The sequence below is a fragment of the Pseudomonas citronellolis genome, assembly GCF_001586155.1.
GTDB classification, from domain to species: Bacteria; Pseudomonadota; Gammaproteobacteria; order Pseudomonadales; family Pseudomonadaceae; genus Pseudomonas; species Pseudomonas citronellolis.
The window spans coordinates 2,755,045-2,776,800 of the sequence record NZ_CP014158.1; the positions used below are offsets into that span (position 1 = coordinate 2,755,045).

The 21,756-nt window shown below is 70.6% G+C and carries 16 protein-coding genes; 2 read left to right on the forward strand and 14 right to left on the reverse strand.

Annotated features, from left to right (window positions below):
- The first annotated feature begins 200 nt into the window (after positions 1-200).
- Both PcP3B5_RS12235 and PcP3B5_RS12240 read left to right on the forward strand, forming a co-directional pair.
- Positions 201-1,388 carry an acyl-CoA dehydrogenase family protein gene (locus tag PcP3B5_RS12235; RefSeq protein ID WP_061561377.1) on the forward strand — a complete coding sequence of 396 codons (1,188 nt, stop codon included), beginning with the start codon at positions 201-203 and terminating at the stop codon, positions 1,386-1,388.
- An 8-nt stretch (positions 1,389-1,396) separates the two neighbouring features.
- Complete coding sequence (locus PcP3B5_RS12240; protein ID WP_061561378.1) at positions 1,397-2,494, forward strand: sigma-54 interaction domain-containing protein; 1,098 nt, start codon at positions 1,397-1,399, stop codon at positions 2,492-2,494.
- Between the two features lie 448 nt (positions 2,495-2,942).
- Here PcP3B5_RS12240 and PcP3B5_RS12245 read toward each other — a convergent pair whose 3' ends face one another.
- The 14 genes from PcP3B5_RS12245 to PcP3B5_RS12305 form a co-directional block, all read right to left on the reverse strand.
- On the reverse strand, positions 2,943-3,956 hold the full coding sequence (locus PcP3B5_RS12245; protein ID WP_061561379.1) for an aldo/keto reductase: 1,014 nt from the start codon (positions 3,954-3,956) through the stop codon (positions 2,943-2,945).
- 21 nt (positions 3,957-3,977) lie between these two features.
- Positions 3,978-5,795, reverse strand: a complete 1,818-nt coding sequence (locus PcP3B5_RS12250) for an ABC transporter ATP-binding protein (protein ID WP_061561380.1) — start codon at positions 5,793-5,795, stop codon at positions 3,978-3,980.
- A gap of 15 nt (positions 5,796-5,810) precedes the next feature.
- Positions 5,811-5,942, reverse strand: a complete 132-nt coding sequence (locus tag PcP3B5_RS32320) for a hypothetical protein (protein WP_256204820.1) — start codon at positions 5,940-5,942, stop codon at positions 5,811-5,813.
- A 16-nt stretch (positions 5,943-5,958) separates the two neighbouring features.
- On the reverse strand, positions 5,959-7,398 hold the full coding sequence (locus tag PcP3B5_RS12255; protein ID WP_061563241.1) for an MFS transporter: 1,440 nt from the start codon (positions 7,396-7,398) through the stop codon (positions 5,959-5,961).
- 11 nt (positions 7,399-7,409) lie between these two features.
- Positions 7,410-8,612: an acyl-CoA dehydrogenase family protein gene (locus tag PcP3B5_RS12260; protein WP_061563242.1), complete on the reverse strand. Its 1,203-nt coding sequence runs from the start codon at positions 8,610-8,612 to the stop codon at positions 7,410-7,412.
- A gap of 25 nt (positions 8,613-8,637) precedes the next feature.
- Positions 8,638-10,038 carry an LLM class flavin-dependent oxidoreductase gene (locus tag PcP3B5_RS12265; RefSeq protein WP_203228546.1) on the reverse strand — a complete coding sequence of 467 codons (1,401 nt, stop codon included), beginning with the start codon at positions 10,036-10,038 and terminating at the stop codon, positions 8,638-8,640.
- Positions 10,016-11,677, reverse strand: a complete 1,662-nt coding sequence (locus PcP3B5_RS12270; RefSeq protein WP_061561382.1) for a dipeptide ABC transporter ATP-binding protein — start codon at positions 11,675-11,677, stop codon at positions 10,016-10,018. The genes PcP3B5_RS12265 and PcP3B5_RS12270 overlap by 23 nt, the downstream gene beginning before the upstream one ends.
- Positions 11,674-12,561: an ABC transporter permease gene (locus PcP3B5_RS12275; RefSeq protein WP_145923890.1), complete on the reverse strand. Its 888-nt coding sequence runs from the start codon at positions 12,559-12,561 to the stop codon at positions 11,674-11,676. Before PcP3B5_RS12275 ends, PcP3B5_RS12270 begins: the two co-directional genes overlap by 4 nt.
- Positions 12,562-12,574: 13 nt before the next feature.
- Positions 12,575-13,633, reverse strand: coding sequence for an NADP(H)-dependent aldo-keto reductase (locus PcP3B5_RS12280; RefSeq protein WP_061561383.1), 1,059 nt, complete (start codon positions 13,631-13,633; stop codon positions 12,575-12,577).
- Between the two features lie 20 nt (positions 13,634-13,653).
- Positions 13,654-15,000, reverse strand: a complete 1,347-nt coding sequence (locus tag PcP3B5_RS12285) for an LLM class flavin-dependent oxidoreductase (protein WP_061561384.1) — start codon at positions 14,998-15,000, stop codon at positions 13,654-13,656.
- Positions 14,997-16,373, reverse strand: coding sequence for an acyl-CoA dehydrogenase family protein (locus tag PcP3B5_RS12290; RefSeq protein WP_082816295.1), 1,377 nt, complete (start codon positions 16,371-16,373; stop codon positions 14,997-14,999). The genes PcP3B5_RS12285 and PcP3B5_RS12290 overlap by 4 nt, the downstream gene beginning before the upstream one ends.
- A gap of 2 nt (positions 16,374-16,375) precedes the next feature.
- Positions 16,376-17,308 (reverse strand): ABC transporter permease, encoded by a 933-nt coding sequence (locus PcP3B5_RS12295; RefSeq protein ID WP_061561385.1) that lies wholly within the window; start codon positions 17,306-17,308, stop codon positions 16,376-16,378.
- Positions 17,305-19,077 (reverse strand): ABC transporter substrate-binding protein, encoded by a 1,773-nt coding sequence (locus PcP3B5_RS12300; protein WP_061561386.1) that lies wholly within the window; start codon positions 19,075-19,077, stop codon positions 17,305-17,307. The genes PcP3B5_RS12295 and PcP3B5_RS12300 overlap by 4 nt, the downstream gene beginning before the upstream one ends.
- A 62-nt stretch (positions 19,078-19,139) precedes the next feature.
- Positions 19,140-21,203 carry a TonB-dependent receptor family protein gene (locus PcP3B5_RS12305; RefSeq protein WP_237143085.1) on the reverse strand — a complete coding sequence of 688 codons (2,064 nt, stop codon included), beginning with the start codon at positions 21,201-21,203 and terminating at the stop codon, positions 19,140-19,142.
- Positions 21,204-21,756 lie beyond the last annotated feature (553 nt).

Sequence of the window (21,756 nt, forward strand, 5' to 3'; positions counted from 1 at the left end):
GAATCAACAGTTGTTGCTCAGATAACAACAAGCCGCCCGCGCCAGGCCGCGCAAACCGGCCCGGCGGCCGCTGGAATGGTTATTGCTCGGCCCTGCGTGCAGTTCAATTTCGCCGGCCGGGCCCATGGCGGCCGCGGCCGAAGGTTCATTGCCGGGGCGGCGCCCGCCTGAAGGCCGCCCCGACCGACGAGGGATCCCGTGTGAGCGCCAACCAGCAAAGCCGCATCCTCAACCCTTTGCAGATCGCCCGCCAGCTGGCCGCCGGTTTTGCCGAGAACGCCGCCGAACGCGACGAGCGCGGCGGCACGCCCAAGGCCGAGCGCGACGCCATCCGCCACAGCGGCCTGCTGGCCCTGAGCATTCCCGGCGCCTTCGGCGGCCATGGCGCGGACTGGTCGCTGACCCTGGAGGTGGTCCGCGAGTTCGCCCGGGCCGACAGTTCCGTGGCCCACGTGTTCGGCTTCCACCACCTGATGCTGGCCACCGTGCGCCTGTTCTCGCGCCCGGAGCAGTGGCAGCCGTGGTTCGAGCTGACCGCGCGCAAGAACTGGTTCTGGGGCAATGCCCTGAACCCGCTGGACACCCGCACCCAGGTGAAGTGGTTCGACGGCTGGTGCGAGTTCTCCGGCAAGAAGAGCTTCTGTTCCGGCGCCAACGACTCGGAGATGCTGATCGCCTCGGCGGTGGACGAAAGCGCCGGCGGCAAGCTGCTGATCGCCGCGCTGCCCAGCGGCCGCAGCGGCATCGGCGTGCACGACGACTGGGACAACATGGGCCAGCGGCAGACCGACAGCGGCAGCGTGACCTTCGAGCGGGTGCGCGTGGAGCGCTCCGAGCTGCTGCTGGACCCGGGCCCGCTGAGCACGCCCTTCGCCTGCCTGCGCCCGCTGCTGGCGCAGCTGATCTTCGCCCACATGTTCCTCGGCATCGCCGAAGGCGCCTTCGAGGAATTCCGCGGCTACACCCTCAAGGAGGCGCGGCCCTGGTTCCGCTCCAGCGCCGAGAGCATCAGCGAGGACCCGTACGTGCTGCGCCACTACGGCGACTTCTGGGTCGGCCTGGAAGGCGTGCGCCTGCTGGTGGAGCGCGCCGCCGCGCAGTTCGACGCGGCCTGGCGCAAGGAGCAGCGCCTGGGCGCCGAGGAGCGCGCGGAGCTGGCCATTGCCATCGGCACCGCCAAGGTCGCCGCCACCCGCGTGGGCCTGGAACTCTGTAGCCGCCTGTTCGAAGTCACCGGCGCCCGTGCCACCCACGCCGCGCTGCGGCTGGACCGGCACTGGCGCAACCTGCGCACCCAGAGCCTGCACGACCCCCTCGATTACCGCGTCCAGGAGCTCGGCGCCTGGGCGCTCAACCGGCAGCGACCTTCGCCCACGTTCTACTCGTAAGGAAGCCCATGCAACTGCTGACCCTCCCACCCAACCCGACACTGGCCACCTCGATCCGGGCAACCGCACAGGTCTTCGAAGACCCGAAATCGCAGGCGCTTCTCTCCCATTTGCAACAGGTCGCCCCCAGCGAGGCCAGCGTCCTGATCATCGGCGAGACCGGCACGGGGAAGGAGCTGGTCGCACGTCACATCCACAATTTGAGCGGCCGGCGCGACCGGCCCTTCGTCGCGGTGAACTGCGGGGCCTTCTCCGAATCCCTGGTGGAGGCCGAGCTGTTCGGCCACGAGAAGGGCGCCTTCACCGGCGCTCTCAGTGCCAAGGCTGGCTGGTTCGAGGCGGCCAACGGCGGCACCCTGTTCCTCGACGAGATCGGCGATTTGCCGATGCCCATCCAGGTCAAGCTGCTGCGCGTGCTGCAGGAGCGCGAAGTGGTGCGCCTGGGCTCACGCAAGGGCATCCCGATCGACGTGCGGGTGCTGGCGGCCACCAACGTGCAACTGGAGAAGGCGATCAACGCCGGGCACTTCCGCGAGGATCTGTACTACCGCCTCAACGTCGTCACCCTGCAACTGCCTGCGCTGCGCGAACGGCGCGGCGACATCCTGCCGCTGGTGCGGCACTTCATCGGCACCTACGGGCGCAAGCTCGGCTTCGAGGCGGTCGACCTGAGCGACGCGGCGGCGCGCAAGCTGGCGGCGTACGACTGGCCGGGCAACATCCGCGAGCTGGAGAACGTCATCCACCACACCCTGCTGGTCTGCCAGGGCGGCCGCATCGAGGCCGACGACCTGCGCCTGCCGGGGCTGCGCCCGGAACGCCTGGAGGGCGCGGCCGGCGCCGACGAGCCGCTGGAGGCGCAGCTGGAACGCGCCTTCCTGCGCCTGTTCCGCGAGCGCGGCGGCGACGTGCATGGGCAGGTGGAAAGCCTGCTGGTGCGCGAGGCTTACCAGTTCTGCCATGCCAACCAGGTGCACACCTCCGACCTGCTGGGGCTCAGCCGCAACATCGTCAGGGCCCGGCTGATCGCCGCCGGCGAACTGGTGGTGAACAAGCGCCGCACGCCGGCGCCGTTGGCCAGCCGTATCGTGCGGCTGTCGATCTGAACTGGGTGGAGGAGGACGGGCGAGCACAGCTTTTCGTAGGAGCGAGCTTGCTCGCGAACGGGGCTTCCCGTGGCTTCGGTGCTAGGACCAAGAGCACCCTCTCCCCAGCCCTCTCCCTGAAGGGAGAGGGGGCTTGTCTGTGCCAGCGGAAAGCATGGCTTCAGCCGGAAACCACCGGCGTGTCCGGCTAACTCCAGACTACCCAGCTCTGCCGAACGGTCCCCTCTCCCTTCAGGGAGAGGGTTAGGGAGAGGGGCGGAGTCAGCCCAATGCACCGGCACAACCGGGAAACGCCTGTAGCGCTCCCTGCAATCGCGGATAAATCCTACACAAGGAAAGACGCACCCGTAGGATGGGTTGAGCGAAGCGATACCCATCACCGCAACCGCATGGGTTTCGCAAGCTCAACCCATCCTACGAAAAGCACTTCGGCGCCGCTGGCGTCCCGTCATGCCCCGCGCGGGCGGCGGCCGGGGACGAAGTGGGTCGGGTCGTTGTAGCCCGGCGTGGAGGCGTGGCCGGGGGTGACCAGGGCGTCGACGAAGGCTTCGTCCTCGGCGTCCAGGCGCACGTCCAGCGCCTTCAGGTAGTCCTGCCATTGCTCCTCGGTGCGCGGGCCGACGAGGGCCGCGCTGACCAGGGCGTTGTTCAGCACCCAGGCGATGGAGAATTGCACCACGCCGACGCCACGGGCCTCGGCGTGGGCCTTCAGCTTCTGCGCGATCTCCAGGGACTCCGCGCGCCATTCGGTCTCCAGGATGCGCTTGTCCTGGCGCCCGGCGCGGCTGTCGGCGGCCGGCTCCACGCCCGGCAGGTACTTGCCGCTGAGCACGCCGCGGGCCAGCGGGCTGTAGGGCACCACGCCCAGGCCGTGGAATTCGGCGGCGGTGAACTGCTCGGTCTCGGCCTGGCGGTTCACCAGGTTGTACAGCGGCTGGCTGGCGATGGGCCGGGGCACGCCCAGGCGCTCGGCCACGTGGACCACCTCGGCGATGCGCCAGCCGCGGTAGTTGGACAGCCCCCAGTGGCGCACCTTGCCTTGGGCGATGGCGTCGCCGATGGCCGCGACCGTCTCCTCCAGCGGCGTCTGCGGGTCCTCGCGGTGCAGGTAGTAGAGGTCCAGGTAGTCGGTGCCCAGGCGCTTAAGGCTGGCATCCAGGGCCGCGGCGATGTGCTTGCGGCCCAGGCCGCGGCGGTTCGGCCAGGCGTCCGCCGGGCCCATGCCGACCTTGGAGGCCAGCACCCAGTCGTCGCGGCGCGCGGCGATGGCCTGGCCGACGATTTCCTCCGAGCGCCCGTCGTTGTAAACGTCGGCGGTGTCGATGAAGTTGATCCCGCGTTCCAGCGCCTGGTCGATGATGCGCCGCGAGGCGGCGGCATCGGTCTGGCCGCCGAACATCATGCTGCCCAGCGCCAGGGGGGAGACCTGCAGGCCGGAGCGGCCCAGGGTTCGGTAGTTCATGTCGCTCTCCGGTTGGGAAATTCAGACCGCCTCGGCCTCTTCCTGGAACAGCCCGTCGGACTGCCGGCTCCACAGGCGGTAGTACTGGCCGCGCTTCTTCAGCAGCTCCTGGTGGCTGCCGTCCTCGACCACGCGGCCCTTGTCGAAGACGATGATGCGGTCAAGGTGCGCCACCGTCGACAGGCGGTGGGCCACCACGATCACGGTCTTGCCCTGCATGATGCTGTCCAGCTGGTCCTGGATGAAGCGCTCGGTGATGGAATCCAGGCTGGAAGTGGCCTCGTCCATCACCAGGATGGGCGCGTTCTTCAGCAGCACCCGGGCGATGGCGATGCGCTGCCGCTGGCCGCCGGACAGCTTGACGCCGCGCTCGCCCACCAGGGAATCGTAGCCGTGCTCCATGCGTTCGATGAAGGCGCTGGCGCCGGCGCCGTGGATGGCCGCGGCCAGTTCCTCGGCGTTGGCCTCCAGGCGCCCGTAGTGGATGTTCTCGCGGATGCTGCGGTGGAACAGCCCCGGCTCCTGGGGGATCAGGCCGATCTGCCGGTGCAGCGAGTGCTGCGTCACCTCGCGGATGTCCTGGCCGTCGATCAGCACCTGGCCGCCGTCGACGTCGTACAGGCGCAGCAGCAGGTTGAGCAGGGTGGACTTGCCGGAGCCGGAGAAGCCCACCAGGCCGACGCGCTGGCCGGCCGGGATGCGCAGGTCGAGCTGCTCGAAGATCGGCTGGCCGGGGTGGTAGCCGAAGCGCACGCCGCGGAACTCGACGTTGCCCTGGCGCACTTCCAGGCGGCGGGCGTCGGGGCGGTCGACCACCTCGTGGGGGCGGATCAGGGTACGCACGCCGTTGGCGATGTTGCCGGTGGCCTCGAACAGCTCCAGGAAGCGCCGCGACAGGCTGGCCACGTCGTTGATGATCAGCAGCGCCATGCTGGTGGCCATGACGAAGGCAGCGATGCTGATGGCGCCGCTGCGCCACAGCCACAGGGTGAGCAGCAGCATGCCGATCTTCAGGGCCATGCCGCAGCTGTTCTGGAACCAGCGGATCTTCTCCATGTAGCCCAGCGAGCGGCCGGCCGCCGCCAGTTCGCGGTCCAGGTAGCCGGACAGGTAGTCCAGCTCGTGGGAATGCCGGGCGAACAGGCGCACGTTGCTCAGGTTGGTCACCGCGTCCACCACCTTGCCGGTGCTGATGCTGCGCGCCGCGGAGTACTGCTGCGCCAGCGGGTGGCTGCGCCGGGCGAGCAGGAAGGAGATGCCGATGAACAGCACCGACCAGCCCAGCATGAACGCCGCCAGCAGGCCCGAGGCGCTGGCCAGCACCAGGCTCGCCAGGCTCAGGGTGACCAGCAGCGGGATCAGGTCGAAGAGCAGGATGTTCATGGTCTGGTTCACCCCCATGGCGACTTCCGAGACCTTGTGCGCCAGGGCGCCGGCGAACTCGTTGCTGACGAAGCGGTGCGAGTGCTGCTGCAGGTAGGCGTAGACGGTGTGGGTGACGCGCGCCCGCTGGCGCGGCAGCACGCGGATGTTGATGGTGTTGGCGCTGCGGGTGAAGACCACCTCCAGGGCCACCAGCACGGCGAAGCCGGCCACCGGCCAGAACAGCGCCTCGGGCGTGCTGCTGGCGTTCACCAGGCGGGTGACCTGGCCCAGGCTCCAGGGGATCAGCACGGTGCAGACCACCGCGGTGATCTGCAGCAGCAGGATCGCCAGGTAGGCCCAGCGGTACTGGCTGACGAAGTGGATGACGAAAGGTACTGGCGCCTCCGGCAGGTAACGGATGTTCCAGGCGTGGGCCTGGCGTTCGCCGGCGGTGTCGTCCGGGGTGTGGCTCATGGCGGGTAGGGTCCTTCAGGCATGGGTCAGGGGCAGCAGGTAGCGGGTCACCGGGAAGGCCGTGCCGTCCTCCCCGAAGACCCGCGAGGCGTTGCTTTGCGGGGTGAAGCGAACGGCGTGGATCAGCGCGGGAATGGGCTCAGCCATGGGCGGTCTCCTTGGGTCATGGGTTATCGGCGAGCGAGGGCCTGGCGTGGCCGCTGATGGAGGCTCCGGCGGTCTCGCCCAGGCGACGGAACGACAGCGCCGAGGCGGCGCACAGCACAGCCCCGGCGAGCATCGCCAGGGACAGGTCGGCGACCTGCGGCTGGGCATGGCCCTGGGCGTGCATGACCAGCCCCAGCAGGCTGGCGGCCAGGCCCACCGCCAGGCTCATGGCCAGTTGCATGGACATCGCCGACAGGCTGCTGGCGCGGCTGGCCAGCTCGCGCGGCACCTCGCAGAAGGTCAGGGCGCCCAGGGTGCTGAACTGCAGCGAGCGCAGCAGGCCGCTCAGGTACAGCAGCCCCAGCAGCAGCCACAGGGGTGTGTCGGCGCGCAGTAGGGCGCAGCCGACGATGGACAGGGCGCAGAGCAGCGCGTTGCCGACCAGGGTGCGGCGGAAACCCAGGCGCTGGACGATGCGCACCGAGAGGAACTTCACGCTCAGCGCGCCGGCGCCGCCGGCGAGGGTCAGCAGCCCGGCGTCCAGCGCCCCCAGGCCGAAGCCCAGCTGCAGCATCAGCACCATCAGGAACGGCTGCGCGGCGCTGCCCAGGCGGAACAGGTTGCCACCCCAGATCGCTGTGGCGAAGGTGGGGATGCGCAGCAGGCCGAGGTCGATCAGCGGCGCTGCGTGGCGCCGGGCATGGCGCCAGTAGGCCAGCGCGGCGCAGGTGCCGGCGGCCAGCAGCGCGGCCACCGCCGGCAGCGGCAGCAGGCGGTGGCCCAGGGCCTCGAAGCCGAACACCAGCGCCGCCAGGGCGCAGCCGCTGAGCAGGAAGCCGCGGCGGTCCAGGCGCCGCTGCGGATCGCCCGGGAAGTCCGGGATGAAGCGCAGGATCAGGACGATGCCCAGTGCGCCTATGGGCAGGTTGACCAGGAAGATCCAGTGCCACGACAGCAGGTCCACCAGCAGCCCGCCCAGCGGCGGGCCGAGCAGCGGCCCGACCAGCGCCGGGATGGCCAGCGCGGCCATGTTGCGCAGCAGGGTGTCGGGCGTCGACCAGCGCAACAGCAGCACCTGGCCCACCGGCGCCATCAGCGCCCCGGCGGCGCCCTGGGCCAGGCGCGCCAGGGACAGCTGCAGCAGCGAGGTGGAGGCCGCGCAGGCCAGCGAGGCGAGCATGAACAGGCCGATGGCCGCCAGCAGCACCCGGCGCGGGCCGAAGCGGTCGGCCACCCAGCCGCTGACCGGCACGAACAGCGCCACCGCCAGCAGGTACAGCGACACCACCAGGTTCATGCGCACCGCGGCCTCGCCGAAGTCGGCGGCCATCTGCGGTAGCGCGGTGAGCACCGCGGTGCTGTCCAGCAGCTCCATGAACAGCGCGGCGCCGGTGATCATCGGCACCAGGCGGCCGCCGCGCGCCGGGGCGTCGGTAGCGGGGAACAGGGGGCGCATGGCTGCGCCCATCAGAACAGCCCCGAGGTCGGCGGCTCGCTGCCCTTCAGGCGCCAGGCGCCGACCACCGCGGCCTTCCAGTGGCGCGGGTTGTGGTTGGCCAGGGTGCGGGCGTTGCGCCAGTGGCGGTCGAGGTTGTGCTGGCGGCCGGTGGTGGAGGCGCCGCCGACGTCGAACAGCAGTTCGGCGGCCTTGAGCGCCGATTCCACGGCGATGTACTGGGCCTGGGCCACTTCCACGGCGGCGAGGTTCACCGCGTCGTGGTCGAGGCCCGCCGCCCAGGCTTCGTCGAGGCGCTCGGCGGCGCGCAGGATCACCGCCTCGGCAGCCAGGGCGCGGGCGGAAATCTCGCCCACGGCGAATTCCACGTAGGGGTCGTCCACCGAGCGTTGCGCGCTGCTGTGCTTGATCGGCCGGGCGTGGTCGCGGGCGAAGGCCACGGCGTCGGTCAGGGCGTTGCGGGCGATGCCGGCCTCCACCGCGCCGAGGAACAGCTGCAGGAAGGGTGTGACGATGGAGCGCTGGCCTTCCTCCACCACCCGCGGGCGGATTTCCCCCGGCTGCACCAGCAGGTCGTTCAGGCGCGTGGTGCCGCTGGCGGTGAGGCGCTGGCCCATGGCGTCGAAGTCGTCCAGCAGTTCCAGGCCCTCGCGGTCGCGCGGGACCACGAAGGACACCGGCCTGTCGTCCTCGTCCAGGGCCACCGCGCTGACCCAGTCGGCGTACAGCGAGCCGGTGCTGTAGAACTTGCTGCCGCTGGCGCGGAAGGCCTCGCCGTCGCGGCGCAGGCGCGCGCTCACCGCGCCGTTGGCGCCGCCGACCTCCCAGCCGGCGTTGCCGAACACCTCGCCGGCGAGGAAGCGCGGGAACCAGCGCTGCTGCTCGGCCTGGTCGCCGCGGGCGAGCAGGCCCTCGATGAAGGCGAAGCTGGGGCGCAGCGACTGGGCGACGTTGGAGTCCACCGCGGCCAGGTCGATGACGAACTGCACGGTGTCGCGCACGCTGGCGCCGCCGCCGCCGTATTCGGCGGGGATACGGAAGCACAGCAGGCGGTCGGCGGCCAGGGCGCGCACCTGTTCGTGGGGCAGCTGGCGCAGGCGCTCGCGTTCGGCGGCGCCCTCGGCGATGGCGGCCAGGCGCGGCACGGCGCGGCGGCGCAGCTCGGCCAGGTCGAGGGTTGCGGGGGGCAGGGCGGTTGCGGCGGATGTGGGCATCTTCAGGTCCATCTCTGGAAAGGGATCAGGCTGGCGCCTGGGCGAAGCGCAGCGGCGCGCTGGCCTGGCGCAGGGCCGCCGGGTCGCGGTAGCGGGCACCATGGTGGTCGGCGGGCAGGCGCGCGTGGCCGGCGCCGAACAGCCGTTCGCGCAGGGTCTCGCCGTTGTAGGCCTCGCGGAAGCGCCCGCGGCGGCGCAGCTCGGGCACCACCAGTTCGATGAAGTCGCGCGCTGTGTGCGGGGTGAGGAACTGGCGCAGGTTGATGCCGTCGATACCGTCCTCGTCGAGCCATTTCTCGATCTCGTCGGCCACCACCTTCGGCGTGCCGGCGACGAAGAAGCGGCCCTCGTCGAAGCCGCCCAGGCGCTTCACCAGCTGGCCCACGGTGGCCTGCGGGTCGCTGGCCAGCAGCGCCGCCCAGGGCCCGCCGCCGGGCAGCTCGGCCAGCGGCGTGTGCGCCGGGAAGGCGGCCAGGTCGACGCCCGACTGCATGTGCGCCAGGGCGCCGTCGAGGCTCTGCAGGCGCCGGTAGTCTTCCAGCTTGGCCTGCACTTCCAGGTCGTTGCGGCCGACGATCACCGCTGCCTGGACGATGAACTTGATACCCGCCGGATCGCGCCCGTGGGCGCGGGCGCGTTCGCGCATGTGGGCGATGTTGCGGCGCACCGCTGCCGGGGTGGGGCCGCCGGTGAACACCACTTCGGCGTGGCGTCCGGCGAACTCGGTGCCGGCCGGCGAGCCGGTGGCCTGGAACAGCACCGGGGTGCGCTGCCGCGAGGGCTGGCAGAGGTGCGGCCCGGCGACCCTGAAGTGCTCGCCGACGTGGTCGATGTAGCGCACCTTGGCCGGGTCGGTGTAGATGCGCCGCTGGCGGTCGGCGATCACCGCGTCGTCGTCCCAGGAGCCTTCCCAGAGCTTGTAGAGCACGTCCAGGTATTCGTCGGCGATCTCGTAGCGGCGGTCGTGGGGCACCTCGTCGTCCAGGCCGAAGTTGCGCGCGGCGTTGGGCAGGTAGGAGGTGACGATGTTCCAGCCGACGCGGCCGCGGGTCAGGTGGTCGAGGGTGCTCATGCGCCGGGCGAAGGCGAAGGGCGGCTCGTAGGTGGTGGAGAAGGTGGCGCCGAAGCCCAGGTTGCGGGTCACCGCGGCCATCGCCGGGATGACCAGCAGCGGGTCGTTGCTGGGCACCTGCACGGCTTCGCGCAGGGCCGTCTCGGGGCTGCCGCGGAAGCGGTCGTAGACGCCCACCACGTCGGCCAGGAAGACGCCGTCGAAGGTGCCGTGCTCCAGCAGTTGCGCCAGTTCCGTCCAGTAGTCGATGTCGTTGAAGCGGTGCCGCTGGTTTTCCGGGTGGGCCCAGAGGCCGTGGACGATGTGGCTGACGCAGTTCATCTCGAACAGGTTAACGTGCAATGGCTTCGACACGGATGCGGCGCTCCCGGGGTTGCGGCAGGTGGGGGATGGCGCCCAGCAGGGCGCGGGTGTAGTCGTGCTGCGGGCGGGCGAAGACCTCGCGCACCGGGCCGCTCTCGACGATGTGGCCGTCCTTCATCACCAGCACGCGGTCGCTGACGTGGCGCACCACGCCCAGGTCGTGGGAGATGAACAGGCAGGCCAGGCCCAGGCGCTGCTTGAGGTCGGCCAGCAGGTCGAGGATCTGCGCCTGCACCGAGACGTCCAGCGCCGACACCGGCTCGTCGCACACCAGGATTTCCGGCTGCGCCGCCAGGGCGCGGGCGATGGCGATGCGCTGGCGCTGGCCGCCGGACAGCTCGATGGGCCGGCGCTGCAGCATGCCCGCCGGCAGGCGCACCAGTTCCAGCAGTTCGCGCGCCCGCTGCTGGCGCTCGGCGCGGCTGCCGCCGGCCCGGGCCAGGGCCTCGTCGAGGACGCGGGCCACGCTGTAGCGCGGGTCGAAGGAGGCCAGCGGGTCCTGGAACACCACTTGGATGCGGCGCCTCTCGCGGCGCTGGGCGAGGGCGTCGAGGGCGCTCCAGGCCTGGCCGCGCAGGTACACCTCGCCGCTGTCGGGGCGCTCCAGGCCGAGGATCATGCGGGTGAGGGTGGTCTTGCCCGAGCCGGATTCGCCGACGATGCCCAGGGTCTCACCGGCGCGCAGGGTGAAGGAGGCGTTGGCCACCGCCTGCTGCGCCGCGCCGTTCGGGCCGCGGAAGTGCTTGGCCAACTGCCGCGCCTCCAGCACCACCGGCTGGGTGCCGAGGCTGGCCGGCGGCGGCTCGCTGGCGGCGGGCTGCGGCGCATGGCTGAGGTGCACCGCGGAGGCGGCGCGCAGCAGCGAGCGGGTGTAGGGGTGGCGCGGGTCTTCCAGCACCTGGTCGACCGGGCCTTCCTCGACTATCACGCCGTGCTGCATCACCGCCACGCGGTGCGCCAGGCGCGCCACCACCGCCAGGTCGTGGCTCACCACCAGCATGGCGCGGTTGCGCTGGCGCAGGCTTTCCAGCAGGTCGAGGACCTGCGCCTGGACGGTGGCGTCCAGCGCCGTGGTGGGTTCGTCGGCGATCAGCAGGTCGGGGTCGCAGGCGATGGCCGAGGCGATCAGCGCGCGCTGGCGCAGCCCGCCGGAGAGCTGGTGCGGGTACTGGCGGGCGCGCAGCTCGGCCTCGGGCACGCCCACCGCGCGTAGCAGGTCGAGCACCTTCTGCTGGCGCCGCTCGCGGTCCAGGGACGTATGCAGGCGCAGCGGCTCGTCGATCTCGCGGCCCACCTGGCGCAGCGGGTCGAGCGAGCCGAGGGCGTCCTGCATCACGAAGCCGATGCGCGAGCCGCGCAGCTCGCGCCACTGGCGGCCGCCTAGGTTCAGCAGGTCCTGGCCGTCGAAGGCCAGGCGCCGCGCGCGGATCTGCGCGCCGGCGCCGGTGAGCCCGGCCAGGGTGCGCGAGGTGACGCTCTTGCCCGAGCCGGACTCGCCGACCAGGGCCAGGCATTCGCCGGGGAAGAGGCTGAAGGACACCTGCTGCAGTACCGGCTGGGCGCGGCCGAAGGCGACGTCGAGGTCGGCCACTTCCAGCAGCGGGCGGAACGGGTTGATCAGGGTGGTCATGGGCGTTTGCCCTCGCTGTAGCGCAGCAGGGCGCGGCCGAGCACGGTCACGGCGACCACGGTGAGGGTCACCGCCGTGCCCGGTGCCGCGACCAGCCACCAGGCGTTGGAGAGGAAGTTGCGGCCGACCGAGAGCATCGAGCCCCATTCGGGCGCCGGCGGCGGCGCGCCGAAGCCGAGGAAGCTCAGCGAGGCGCCGGCGGCGATGTTGGCGCCAATGCCCAGGGTGGCCAGGATCAGCACCGGTCGGATGGCGTTGGGCAGCAGGTGGCGCCAGATCACCGCCGGCCGCGACAGGCCCAGGGTGACCGCCGCCTCGACGTAGGCGGCGCCGCGCACCACCTTGGCCTGGGCCCGCACCAGGCGGGCGTAGCGCGGGATGCCGGCGATGCCCACGGCGAGCATGGCGTTGACCAGCCCCTGGCCCCAGAAGGTGATGATGACCAGGGCCAGCAGCAGTTCCGGGAAGGCCAGCAGCACGTCGATGCCGCGCATGGCCGCGGCGTCCAGCCAGCGCGGCCCGAGCCCGGCGGCCAGGCCCACGGCGATGCCGCCGAGCAGGCCGATGGCGGTGGCCGCCAGGCCCATCAGCAGCGACGGCCGGGCGCCGTGCACCAGGCGTGCGAGCACGTCGCGGCCGTTCTCGTCGGTGCCCAGCCAGTGCGCCGCGCTGGGCGCCTGGAAGGCGTGGCGGGCGCTGGCCAGCAGCGGGTCGGTGGCCGCCAGCCAGGTCGGCGCCAGGCTGGCGAGCACCAGCAGCGCCAGGAACACCCCGGCCAGCGTCAGGCCCGGGCGGGCCAGGGCCGCGCCGAGGAAGGCGGGCAGCTGGCGGCGCCGCGACGGCGCGGGCAGCAGGCGGGGCAGTGCGGTCGACGGACCGGCCATGGGCGTTCTCCTCTCAGGGCGCCGGGTTCGGCAGGCGCGCGTGGATGGCGTCGATGGCGGCGAGCGCCTCCGGCGTCAGCTGCAGCTCGGCGGCGTCGAGGTTCTGCGCCAGTTGCTCCAGGCTGGTGGCGCCGTTCAGCGCGCTGGCCACGAAGGGCTTGGCGATGACGAAGGCCAGGGCCAGTTGCGCCGGCGCCAGGCCCAGCTCGCGGGCCAGCTCGACGTAGGCGCGGGTGGCTTGCTGCGCCTCGGCGCTGGCGTAGCGGGCGAAGCGGCCGTAGGCGGAGCCGGCACTCAGGCGCGCGCCGGCCGGCTGGGCGCCGTCCAGGTATTTGCCGCTGAGTACGCCGAAGGCCAGCGGCGAATAGGCCAGCAAGCCGATGCGCTCGCGGTGGCTGAACTCCGCAAGTCCCGTTTCGTACTGGCGGTTGAGCAGGCTGTAGGGGTTCTGCACGCTGAGGATGCGCGGCAGGCCCAGGCGCTCGGACTGTTTGAGGAACTCGGCCACGCCCCAGGGCGTTTCGTTGGACAGGCCGATGTGGCGCACCCGCCCGGACTTCACCAGTTCGGCCAGGGCGGCGAGGGTTTCGCCGATGTCGTCGCTCTGCTCATCGTCCACCCAGGGGTAGTCGCGGGTGCCGAAGAAGTTCGTGCTGCGGCTGGGCCAGTGCAGCTGGTAGAGGTCCAGGTAGTCGGTCTGCAGGCGGTCGAGGCTGCCGTCCAGGGCGCTGCGCAGGGTGGCCGGGTCGAAGCGCGTGGCGCCGCCGCGGATGTGCTGCATGTGTCCGCTCTGGCGCGGCGGGCCGACGATCTTGCTGGTCAGGACGATGTCCTGGCGGCGTTTGCTGCGCGAAAGCCAAGTGCCGATGAAGCGCTCGGTGTCGCCCCAGGTGTCGGCCCGGGACGGGGTGGGGTACATCTCGGCGGCGTCCACCAGGTTGACCCCGCGTGAGAGCGCGTAGTCGAGCTGGCGGTGGGCGTCGGCCTCGCTGTTCTGGTGGCCCCAGGTCATGCTGCCGAGGCCGATGACGCTGACCTTGAGGTCGCTGTTGCCGAGTGGGCGGTAGTTCATGCCAGTGGTCTCTCGCAGGTTCAGGCCGAGGCGGCCGCGGGTTGTTCGTAGCGGCTGGCCGGGTAGGGCAGGCCGAGGTGTTCGCGCAGGGTGCTGCCCTGGTATTCGTGGCGGAACAGCCCGCGCTTGCGCAGGCGCGGCACCACTTCGTCGACGAAGCTCTCCACGCCCGAGGGGAAGCTGTCGGGCATGATGTTGAAGCCGTCGGCGGCGCCGGCGAGGAACCATTCCTCCAGGCTGGCGGCGACCTGCTCGGGGGTGCCCACCAGCAGCCGGTGGCCGACCAGGATGCGCCGCGACAGCTGGCGCACGCTGAGGTTCTCGGCGCGGGCCAGGTTCAGCTGGGCCTCGAGGAAGCCGTGGGAGCCCTTCTCGAATTCGTTGACCGGGCCGATGCGCTGCCAGGGCAGCGGCGCGTCCGGGTCCAGCTCGCTGGCGTCGATGCCGATGCGCTGGGCGATCTGCCGCAGCAGGCCGCCTTCGCCCAGGTAGCCGTTCAGCCGCTCGAAGCGCTCCAGGGCCTCGGCCTCGGTGCTGCCGATCACCGTGGACAGGCCGGGCATGATCTTCAGGTGCTCGGGGTTGCGTCCCCACTGGCGGGCGCGCTGCTTCATCTCGCGGTAGAAGGCCTGGCCGTCGGCGAGGGTGGTCTGGGTGGTGAAGATGGCGTCGGCGAAGCGCGAGCCCAGGGCCTTGCCGCCCTCCGAGGAGCCGGCCTGGAACAGCACCGGGCGGCCCTGGGGCGAGCGCGGCACGTTGAGCGGGCCCTTGACCGAGAAGTAGCGGCCGACGTGGTCGATGGCGTGCACCCGGGCCGGGTCGGCGAAGCGCCCGGAGGCGGCGTCGCCGAGGATGGCGCCGTCTTCCCAGCTGTCCCACAGCTTGAGGGTGACGTCGACGAACTCCTCGGCGCGGGCGTAGCGGTCCTCGTGCAGCGGCGCGCCGGCCAGGCCGAAGTTCTGCGCGGCGGCGTCGCCGGCGTTGGTCACCACGTTCCAGGCCGCGCGGCCGCCGCTGATGTGGTCGACCGAGGCGATGCGCCGGGCCAGGTTGAAGGGTTCGTTGTAGGAGCTGGAGGCGGTGGAGATCACGCCGATGCGCTGGGTGGCCAGGGCCACCGCGGTGAGCAGCACGGTGGGCTCCAGGCGCCCGGCCGGCTGGCGGCCGACGTCGCCGGCCAGGGCCGGGCCGTCGGCGAGGAAGATGGCGTCCAGGGTGCCGCGCTCGGAGATGCGCGCGATGTTCTGGTAGTAGCCCACGTCCAGGTAGGCGGTGGGCGGCGCCTCGCCGGTGCGCCAGGCCGCGGCGTGGGCGCCGAAGCCGAGGATGTTCATGCCGATGCTCATTTGCCGCTGTGCGTTGCTCATGCCGGGGTCTCCTCGGTGCTAGGGGCTTGCTGTTGCGCGGCCTTGGCGGCGGCGAAACGCTCGCTCCAGGCCTCGCTGGGAAGGGTGCCGTTGAGGTGGTAGTCGCCCAGGTAGGCCTCGCGCAGAATCGCCGGGTTGTGCGAGGCCAGGGTGCGGGCGTTGCGCCAGTGCCGGTCGAGCCGGCGGCCGCTGCTGGTGGCCGAGGCGCCGCCGACCTCGAAGAGCAGGGTGGCGGCCTCCAGCACCTGGGGCAGGACGATCTGCTGCGCCTGGTAGGCGTGGATGTCGGCCTCGGCGTACAGCTCGCGGCTGGCTTGGCCTGCGCGGTGCGCCTGCCAGGTGCGTTCGAGGGTGGCCGAGACGGCTTCCACCAGCGCCTCGGCGGAGAACGCCAGGCTGCCCAGGCGGCCCACCACGCGCTGCACCAGCGGGTCCTGGCGCGGCTCGGAGCGGCCAGGAATGCCGAAGGCGCGGGTGCGGCCCTGGACGAAGGCGACGGCGTCGCGCAGCACCGCCCGGGCAATGCCGGCCAGGGTGGCCAGGTGCACCTGCTGGTAGAAGGCGGTGATGTAGCTGTCGCTGCGCCCTTCGCCGAGCTTGAAGCGGCGGAACAACTGGTGTTCCTCGACGCGGACCTTGTCGAAGCGGGTGGTGCCGCTGCCGGTCAGGCGCTGGCCGAAGCCGTCCCAGTCGTCCAGGCGGGTGACGCCGGGCGCGTCGGTGGCCACAGCCACGGCGACGTGCTCGTCGCCGTCGCTGGCCGACACGGCGATCCAGTCGGCGTAGAGGGTGCCGGTGCAGTAGTACTTCTCGCCGTCGAGCAGCCAGTGGTCGTCCTCGCGGGTAAGGGTGACGCTGTTGCCGGTGACTTCGCTGCGCTCGGCCATGGCCGCGCCGAACAGCTCGCCGCCGACGATGCGCGGGAACCAGTGCTGGCGGTTGGCTTCGTCGTCGTCGTTGAGGCGGCCTTCGACGAAGCCGAAGTGCGCGCGGAAGATCTGCGGCAGGTTGGAGTCGGCCTCGCCGAGGCGGCGGACCAGGCGGAACAGCTGCGGCAGGCTGGCGCCCAGGCCGCCGTAGGCCAGGGGGATGCGCAGCGCGCCGAAGCCGGCCTCGCGCAGCCAGGCCACCGGCTCGTAGGCCAGCTCGCGCTGCTGCTCGCGCTCGATGGCGCCGGCGGCGATGCGCTGGAACACCGCTTCGAAGCGTTGCAGCAGGGCGTTGTCGTCGGGGTGCGCCGGCGCACTCGCGGCGGCGGGAAGGTCGTCGGGGAAGATCATCGCGGTGTCCTCGGGGCGGGCGATGGAAGGGGGCGGCGCCTGGTGGGCGTCGAACAGTTGGCGCAGCTGGGCCAGGGCGATGCTCGCGGTCATGCTCATGCCTCGCTCACCCGCGGGTCGACCAGGGCGTTGAGCAGGTCCACGGCCAGGTTCACCAGCACGTAGATCGCCGCCGCCAGCAGGGTGATGCCGAGCACTACGGGCACGTCCTTGTCGTTCACCGCGTTGAGCATCAGGCGGCCGATGCCCTGGCGGGCGAACAGGTTCTCGGTGATCACCGCGCCGCCCAGCAGCGCGGCGAAGACGAAGCCGGACAGGGTGATCAGCGGCGTCAGCGCATGGCGCAGGGCGTGGCCCAGGCGCACGCCGGCCTCGGACAGGCCGCGGGCGCGGGCCATGGCGATGAAGGGCTGTTCGAGGATTTCCTCCAGCTCCTGGCGCAGCACCTGGGCCAGCACCGCGGCCACCGGCAGGGCCAGGGTGAGGATCGGCAGCACCAGGCTCTTCCAGCCGCGCGAGCCGGTGGGCGGCAGCCAGTGCAGCTGGAAGGAGAACACCAGCAGCAGGAGGATGCCGAGCACGAAGCTGGGCATGGACGACAGCAGCAGCTCGCCGCCGGAGGCCAGGCCGCGGGCCCAGGGCGCGCGGTTGGCGGTCAGCACCGCCGCGCTCACCGCCAGCAGCACCGCGGCCAGCGCCGCCCACAGGGCCAGCTGGGCGGTGGCGCCGACCTGCCCGGCGATGGCCTGTGCCACCGGGATGCGCAGGCGGTACGACTCGCCCAGGTCGCCCTGGACCAGGCGCCCCAGGTAGTGGGCGTACTGCACCGGCAGCGGCTGGTCCAGGCCGTAGTCGCGGCGCACCTGGGCGATGGCCTCGGCGGTGGGCATGGCGTCCGGCCCGCCGAGGATGGCCAGGGCCGGGTCGCCGCCGCTGACGTTGAGGGCGACGAAGGTCAGGCTGGCGGCGCCCCAGAGCACCGCCAGGCCGCCGAGGAAACGCCAGAACACGCGGCGCAGGGCTTTCATGGTTGCGGCTCCCGGTCCAGCCAGACGCTGGTGAAGAAGGGCACGTTGTGCGAGCTGTCGAACACCACACCCTTGACGTCGCGGCGGTAGGCGATGGTCAACTGGCTTTCGTACACCGGCACCGCCGGCACCACTTCGGTGAGGCGTTGCTGGGCGGCGCTGTACAGGCGCTGCTGCTCGGCCGCGTCGGTGCTGCGGCGGGCGCGGGCGAGCAGGTCGTCCAACTGGGCGTCGCGCAGGCGCGCGCTGTTCTGCCCGATCAGCTTCGGCGTGGCGATGGAGTTGCTGTGGTAGAGGATGTACAGCCCGTCCGGGGTGTTGGTGTGCCAGTAGCCGCCGACCAGCGCCTGGTAGTCGCCGGCGTAGCGCAGGTCGTTGACCTGGGCCTGGGACAGCACGCGCAGGCCCAGGTCGATGCCGATCTTCTTCGCGTCGGCCTGCATGGCCACCGCCACGTTGGCCGGCAGCGCCGGGCTGTCGATCATCAGCAGGGTGGCGGCCAGGCGCTTGCCGTCGCGGCTGCGGTAGCCCTCGGCGTCGCGCGCGGTCCAGCCGGCCTCGTCGAGCAGGGCGTTGGCCGCGGCCACGTCGTAGCCCAGGGCGTTGCGCCAGGCCGGGTCGTAGAAGCGGGTGTTGGCGGCGAGGAAGTCGGCCTTGACCTGGAATTCACCGAAGCCGCTGATCCAGGCCAGGCCCTCGCGGTCGATGGCGCGGGCCAGGGCCTTGCGCACGCGCACGTCGTCGAAGGGGAAGCGCTCGACGTTGAAGGTCAGGCTGCGCACCGGGTTGCCCTTGCGGATGCGGCTGCGCAGCACCAGTTGCGGGTCCTTGCGGATGGCCTGGGCGTTCTGCGTCGGCGCGTCCAGGGTGAAGTCGTACTGCCCGGAGACCAGCGAGCTGTAGCGGATCAGCGCCTCGGGCACGAAGCTCAGCTCCAGGCGCTCCAGGTAGGCCGGGCCCTGGTGGCGCAGCACCGGCGGCGCCCAGTGGTAGCCGGCACGGCGCACGAAGCTGGCGCCCTGGTCGCGGGTGTAGCTTTCCAGCACGAAGGGCCCGGAGCCCACCGGATGGGCGGCGATGGATTTCGGGTCTTCGAGGATCTGCTTCGGCGAGATCATGCCCAGCCAGGACTGCGCCAGCACGTCGAGGAAGGGCGAGTAGGGCTCGCGCAGGGTGGCCTGGAAGGTGTACTCGTCGAGCACCTTGCCCGACTGGTAGGGCGCGATGTAGGCCGCGGCCAGCGGCGACTTGGTGGCCGGGTCGCGCATGTGTTCGAGGTTGACGCGCACGGCCTCGGCGTTGAACTTGCTGCCGTCGCTGAAGGTGACGTCGTCGCGCAGATGGAAGGTGTAGGTCAGGCCGTCCGCGGAAATCTCCCAGGATTTGGCCAGCCAGGGCGAGACCTTGCCCTGTTCGTCCTGGTACACCAGGCAGTCGTAGAGGATGCGCCCCAGCCACTGCACGTTGCCGTGGGACAGGGCGTGGATGTCGAAGGAATAGGTGTCCAGCGCCGCGCTGGCGCGCAGCGTGCCGCCGGGCTTGCCGGGGGCCTGCTCGTGGAAGTCCGCGGCGGGGTAGCTGAGCTGGCCGTCCTTGAGGGTGCCGGTGTCGAGGGCGGCGGACTGCGCCGGCGCCACGGCGGCGTCGGCCTTGCCGGCGGCCGGGTCGTCGGGCCCCGAGCAGCCGGCGAGGGCCAGCAGGGCGCACAGCGCCAGGCCCAGCCGGCGTATGCCGGGGCGGGAGTGCTGGGCGCTTCGGATTGGTTGCATGGAAGGCTTCCTGGGTAGGCAAGGGAACGGGGCGCGGGGCCTGGCATCCGCGCCCCTCGGGGCTAGAGCCTGAACTCCACGCCGGCGAAGACGCCGAAGCCGTCGCCGGGGTAGAAGCTCGCGGTGTTCTTGTTGCCTACGGCGTTGTAGACGGGGGACACGGTGGTCACGTAGTCCTTGTCCGCCAGGTTCTTCAGGTCCAGGTACACCTGCCATTTCTTGCTCGGTGCTTCGAAACCGGTGGTCGCGCCGAAGATGGTGTAGGAGGGGGCATACAGGGTGTTGGTGTAATCCACCGCCGTGCGCGCCACCGACTGCACGTTGACGCCGCCGTAGAAGCCGGAGGGGTGCTGGTATTCCAGCTTGGCCTGGTAGACGTGCTCGGGGATGCCGGGCAGGTGGTTGTCGCCCAGGCGCGGGTCGTCGCGGTAGCGGAAGTCGTTGTAGGTGTAGGCCTGGCGCAGCACCACTTTCTCGCCCTGGGGGTTGCCCCAGAGCAGGGTGTCCAGCCCCAGCTCGACGCCCTGGTGGGTGGTCGGCGTGCTGCTGTTGTAGGTGGCGGTGACGATGCTGCCCTGCTTGGCGGTTTCCGCCTCGTCCACCACGGTGAGCAGTTCGTCGCGCACCCAGGAGCGGTACAGCGACAGGCTGCCGTCGAAGCGGTCGTAATGGCCCTTGATGCCGACTTCCAGGGTGTTGGCCTTCTGCTCCACCAGCGGGGTGATCTGGTCCTTGCTGTTGGCGTAGCGCCAGTCCAGCGGCGCGTCCACCGAGCGGGTGAAGTTGCCGAACAGTTGCAGGTCGGGGGTCAGCTCGTAGCGCAGGCCGATGCGCGGCGCCAGGCTCCAGTTGTTGTAGTTGGTTTCCCCCGGCGCGTTGGTCTGGTTGCTGTAGTGGATTTCCACGTTGCGCCGCACGTTGACCGCGGACAGGCCGGTGGTCAGCCACAGGCGGTCCAGCAGCTCCAGATCGTTGCCCAGGGAAACGGTACGGTCCGCCGAGCCTTTGAAGGACTTCTTGTTCACCACCTGGCTGCGGTTGTTGCCCTTGAGGGTTTTGACCCGGCCGAGGATGTGTTCGGTGGAGGTCAGCGAGACGTTGGAGCGGCTCTCGTGGCCGGCCAGGAAGTCGGTGCGCGCGTAGCGCAGGGTCAGGTTCAGGTCATGCCAATCCCAGAAGCCGGGGTTGCCGACGGTGTTGTCCTTGTTGTTGGCGTGGGGGTAGTCGTAGTAGCCCAGGCCCACCTCGACGTTCGAGCCGTCGTCGAAGGTGTAGTTGGTCTTGTTGCCCAGCCACACGGACCCGGGACGGCGGCCGCTGGCGCGGCTGGCCAGGTTGGTCGGGCCGGGCTGGGACGAGTCGTGCTTGAGCTGTGGCAGCGTGAGGGCGCCGGGGTCCTGGTGGAATTCGTCGCGGTAGCGCACCAGGAAGCGGGACTCCAGCTGTGGGCTGAAGCGGTAGCCGACGTTGATCACCGCGCCGGAGCTCTTGGACAGGCTGTAGTCGCTGCGGTAGCCCCGGCTGCGGTAGTTGTCCACGTTGACGTAGTAGTCGAGCGCGCTCTGCACGCCGCCGGTGCTCAGCACGGTCTTCTGCAGTCCCCAGCTGCCGGTCTCGTAGCGGATGCGCTCGCCGGGCGCGGTGTAGCCGGTATGGGTGACGAAGTTCACCGCGCCACCCAGGGCCACGGCGCCATAGTCGAAGGCGTTGCCGCCACGGAGGATTTCCGTGTGGTCCACGCCTATGGCGTTGAGGAACTCATAGGGCGTACCGCCGGCGCCGGTGATGGGCAGGCCGTCGTACATGAACTTGATGCCTTCGCGGAAGTAGCCGGGCGTGTTGACGATCCCGGAGCCGCGAATGGAAATCTTCAGGGCGTCGTTGCCGCCGACCGATTGCACGAATACGCCGGGCTGGTAGGCGAGCACGTCGCCCAGGGTGGTGTTGCGCCCCCGGGATACTTCCTCGCTGGACACCACGCTGGTGCCGCCGGGCACTTCGGCGAGCTGTTTGCGCGCCGCTTCCACTGGGGTTTCCTTCTGCGCCTGCACCACTACCGTTTGCAGGCGGGTACCGCTGTTTTCCTTATTGCTGTCGCTGGCATCGCTGCCTGCGGTTTCGGCCATTGCCTGGGTCCCCACCAGCAATACCGCCGAACCGAAACTTGCCGACCAGAATGTTGCCCGGCGAATAGCCACGGCAAGTTTCCCCCACTCACCCCCAGAATAATTAACCACCAACTTCGAATCCTCATGGAATAGATAAAGTAATTGGCTTTCTATTCGTATAGTCATGCTCCGTCTGTACTTGAGCAGGACTCGTGCCAAGTGGTTAATTCCTTTTAAATCAATGTGTTGGTGGTTTTTATGGGTTTTTGTCTGCTTGCGCTGGATCAGCAGGTGCTGATGTTCTGTTGGTTTGTGCGCAGTGTTTGGGTTATATGCAAATAACGGGGTGTTGGGTGGCGGGAAGTTGTATTGCGGGGGCGGGGAAAGTTGTGGTGGTTTTTGTAGGAGCGGGCTTGCTCGCGGACGGGGTCAGCCGGTGAGACTGGTGTGGGAGGCTGACTCCGTACCCTCTCCCCAGCCCTCTCCCTGAAGGGAGAGGGGGCCGTTCGGTGTGCTCTGGTGGTCTGGCTTAAGCCGGAAGTTGCAGGAGTGTGCTGATGCCGCGATTGGC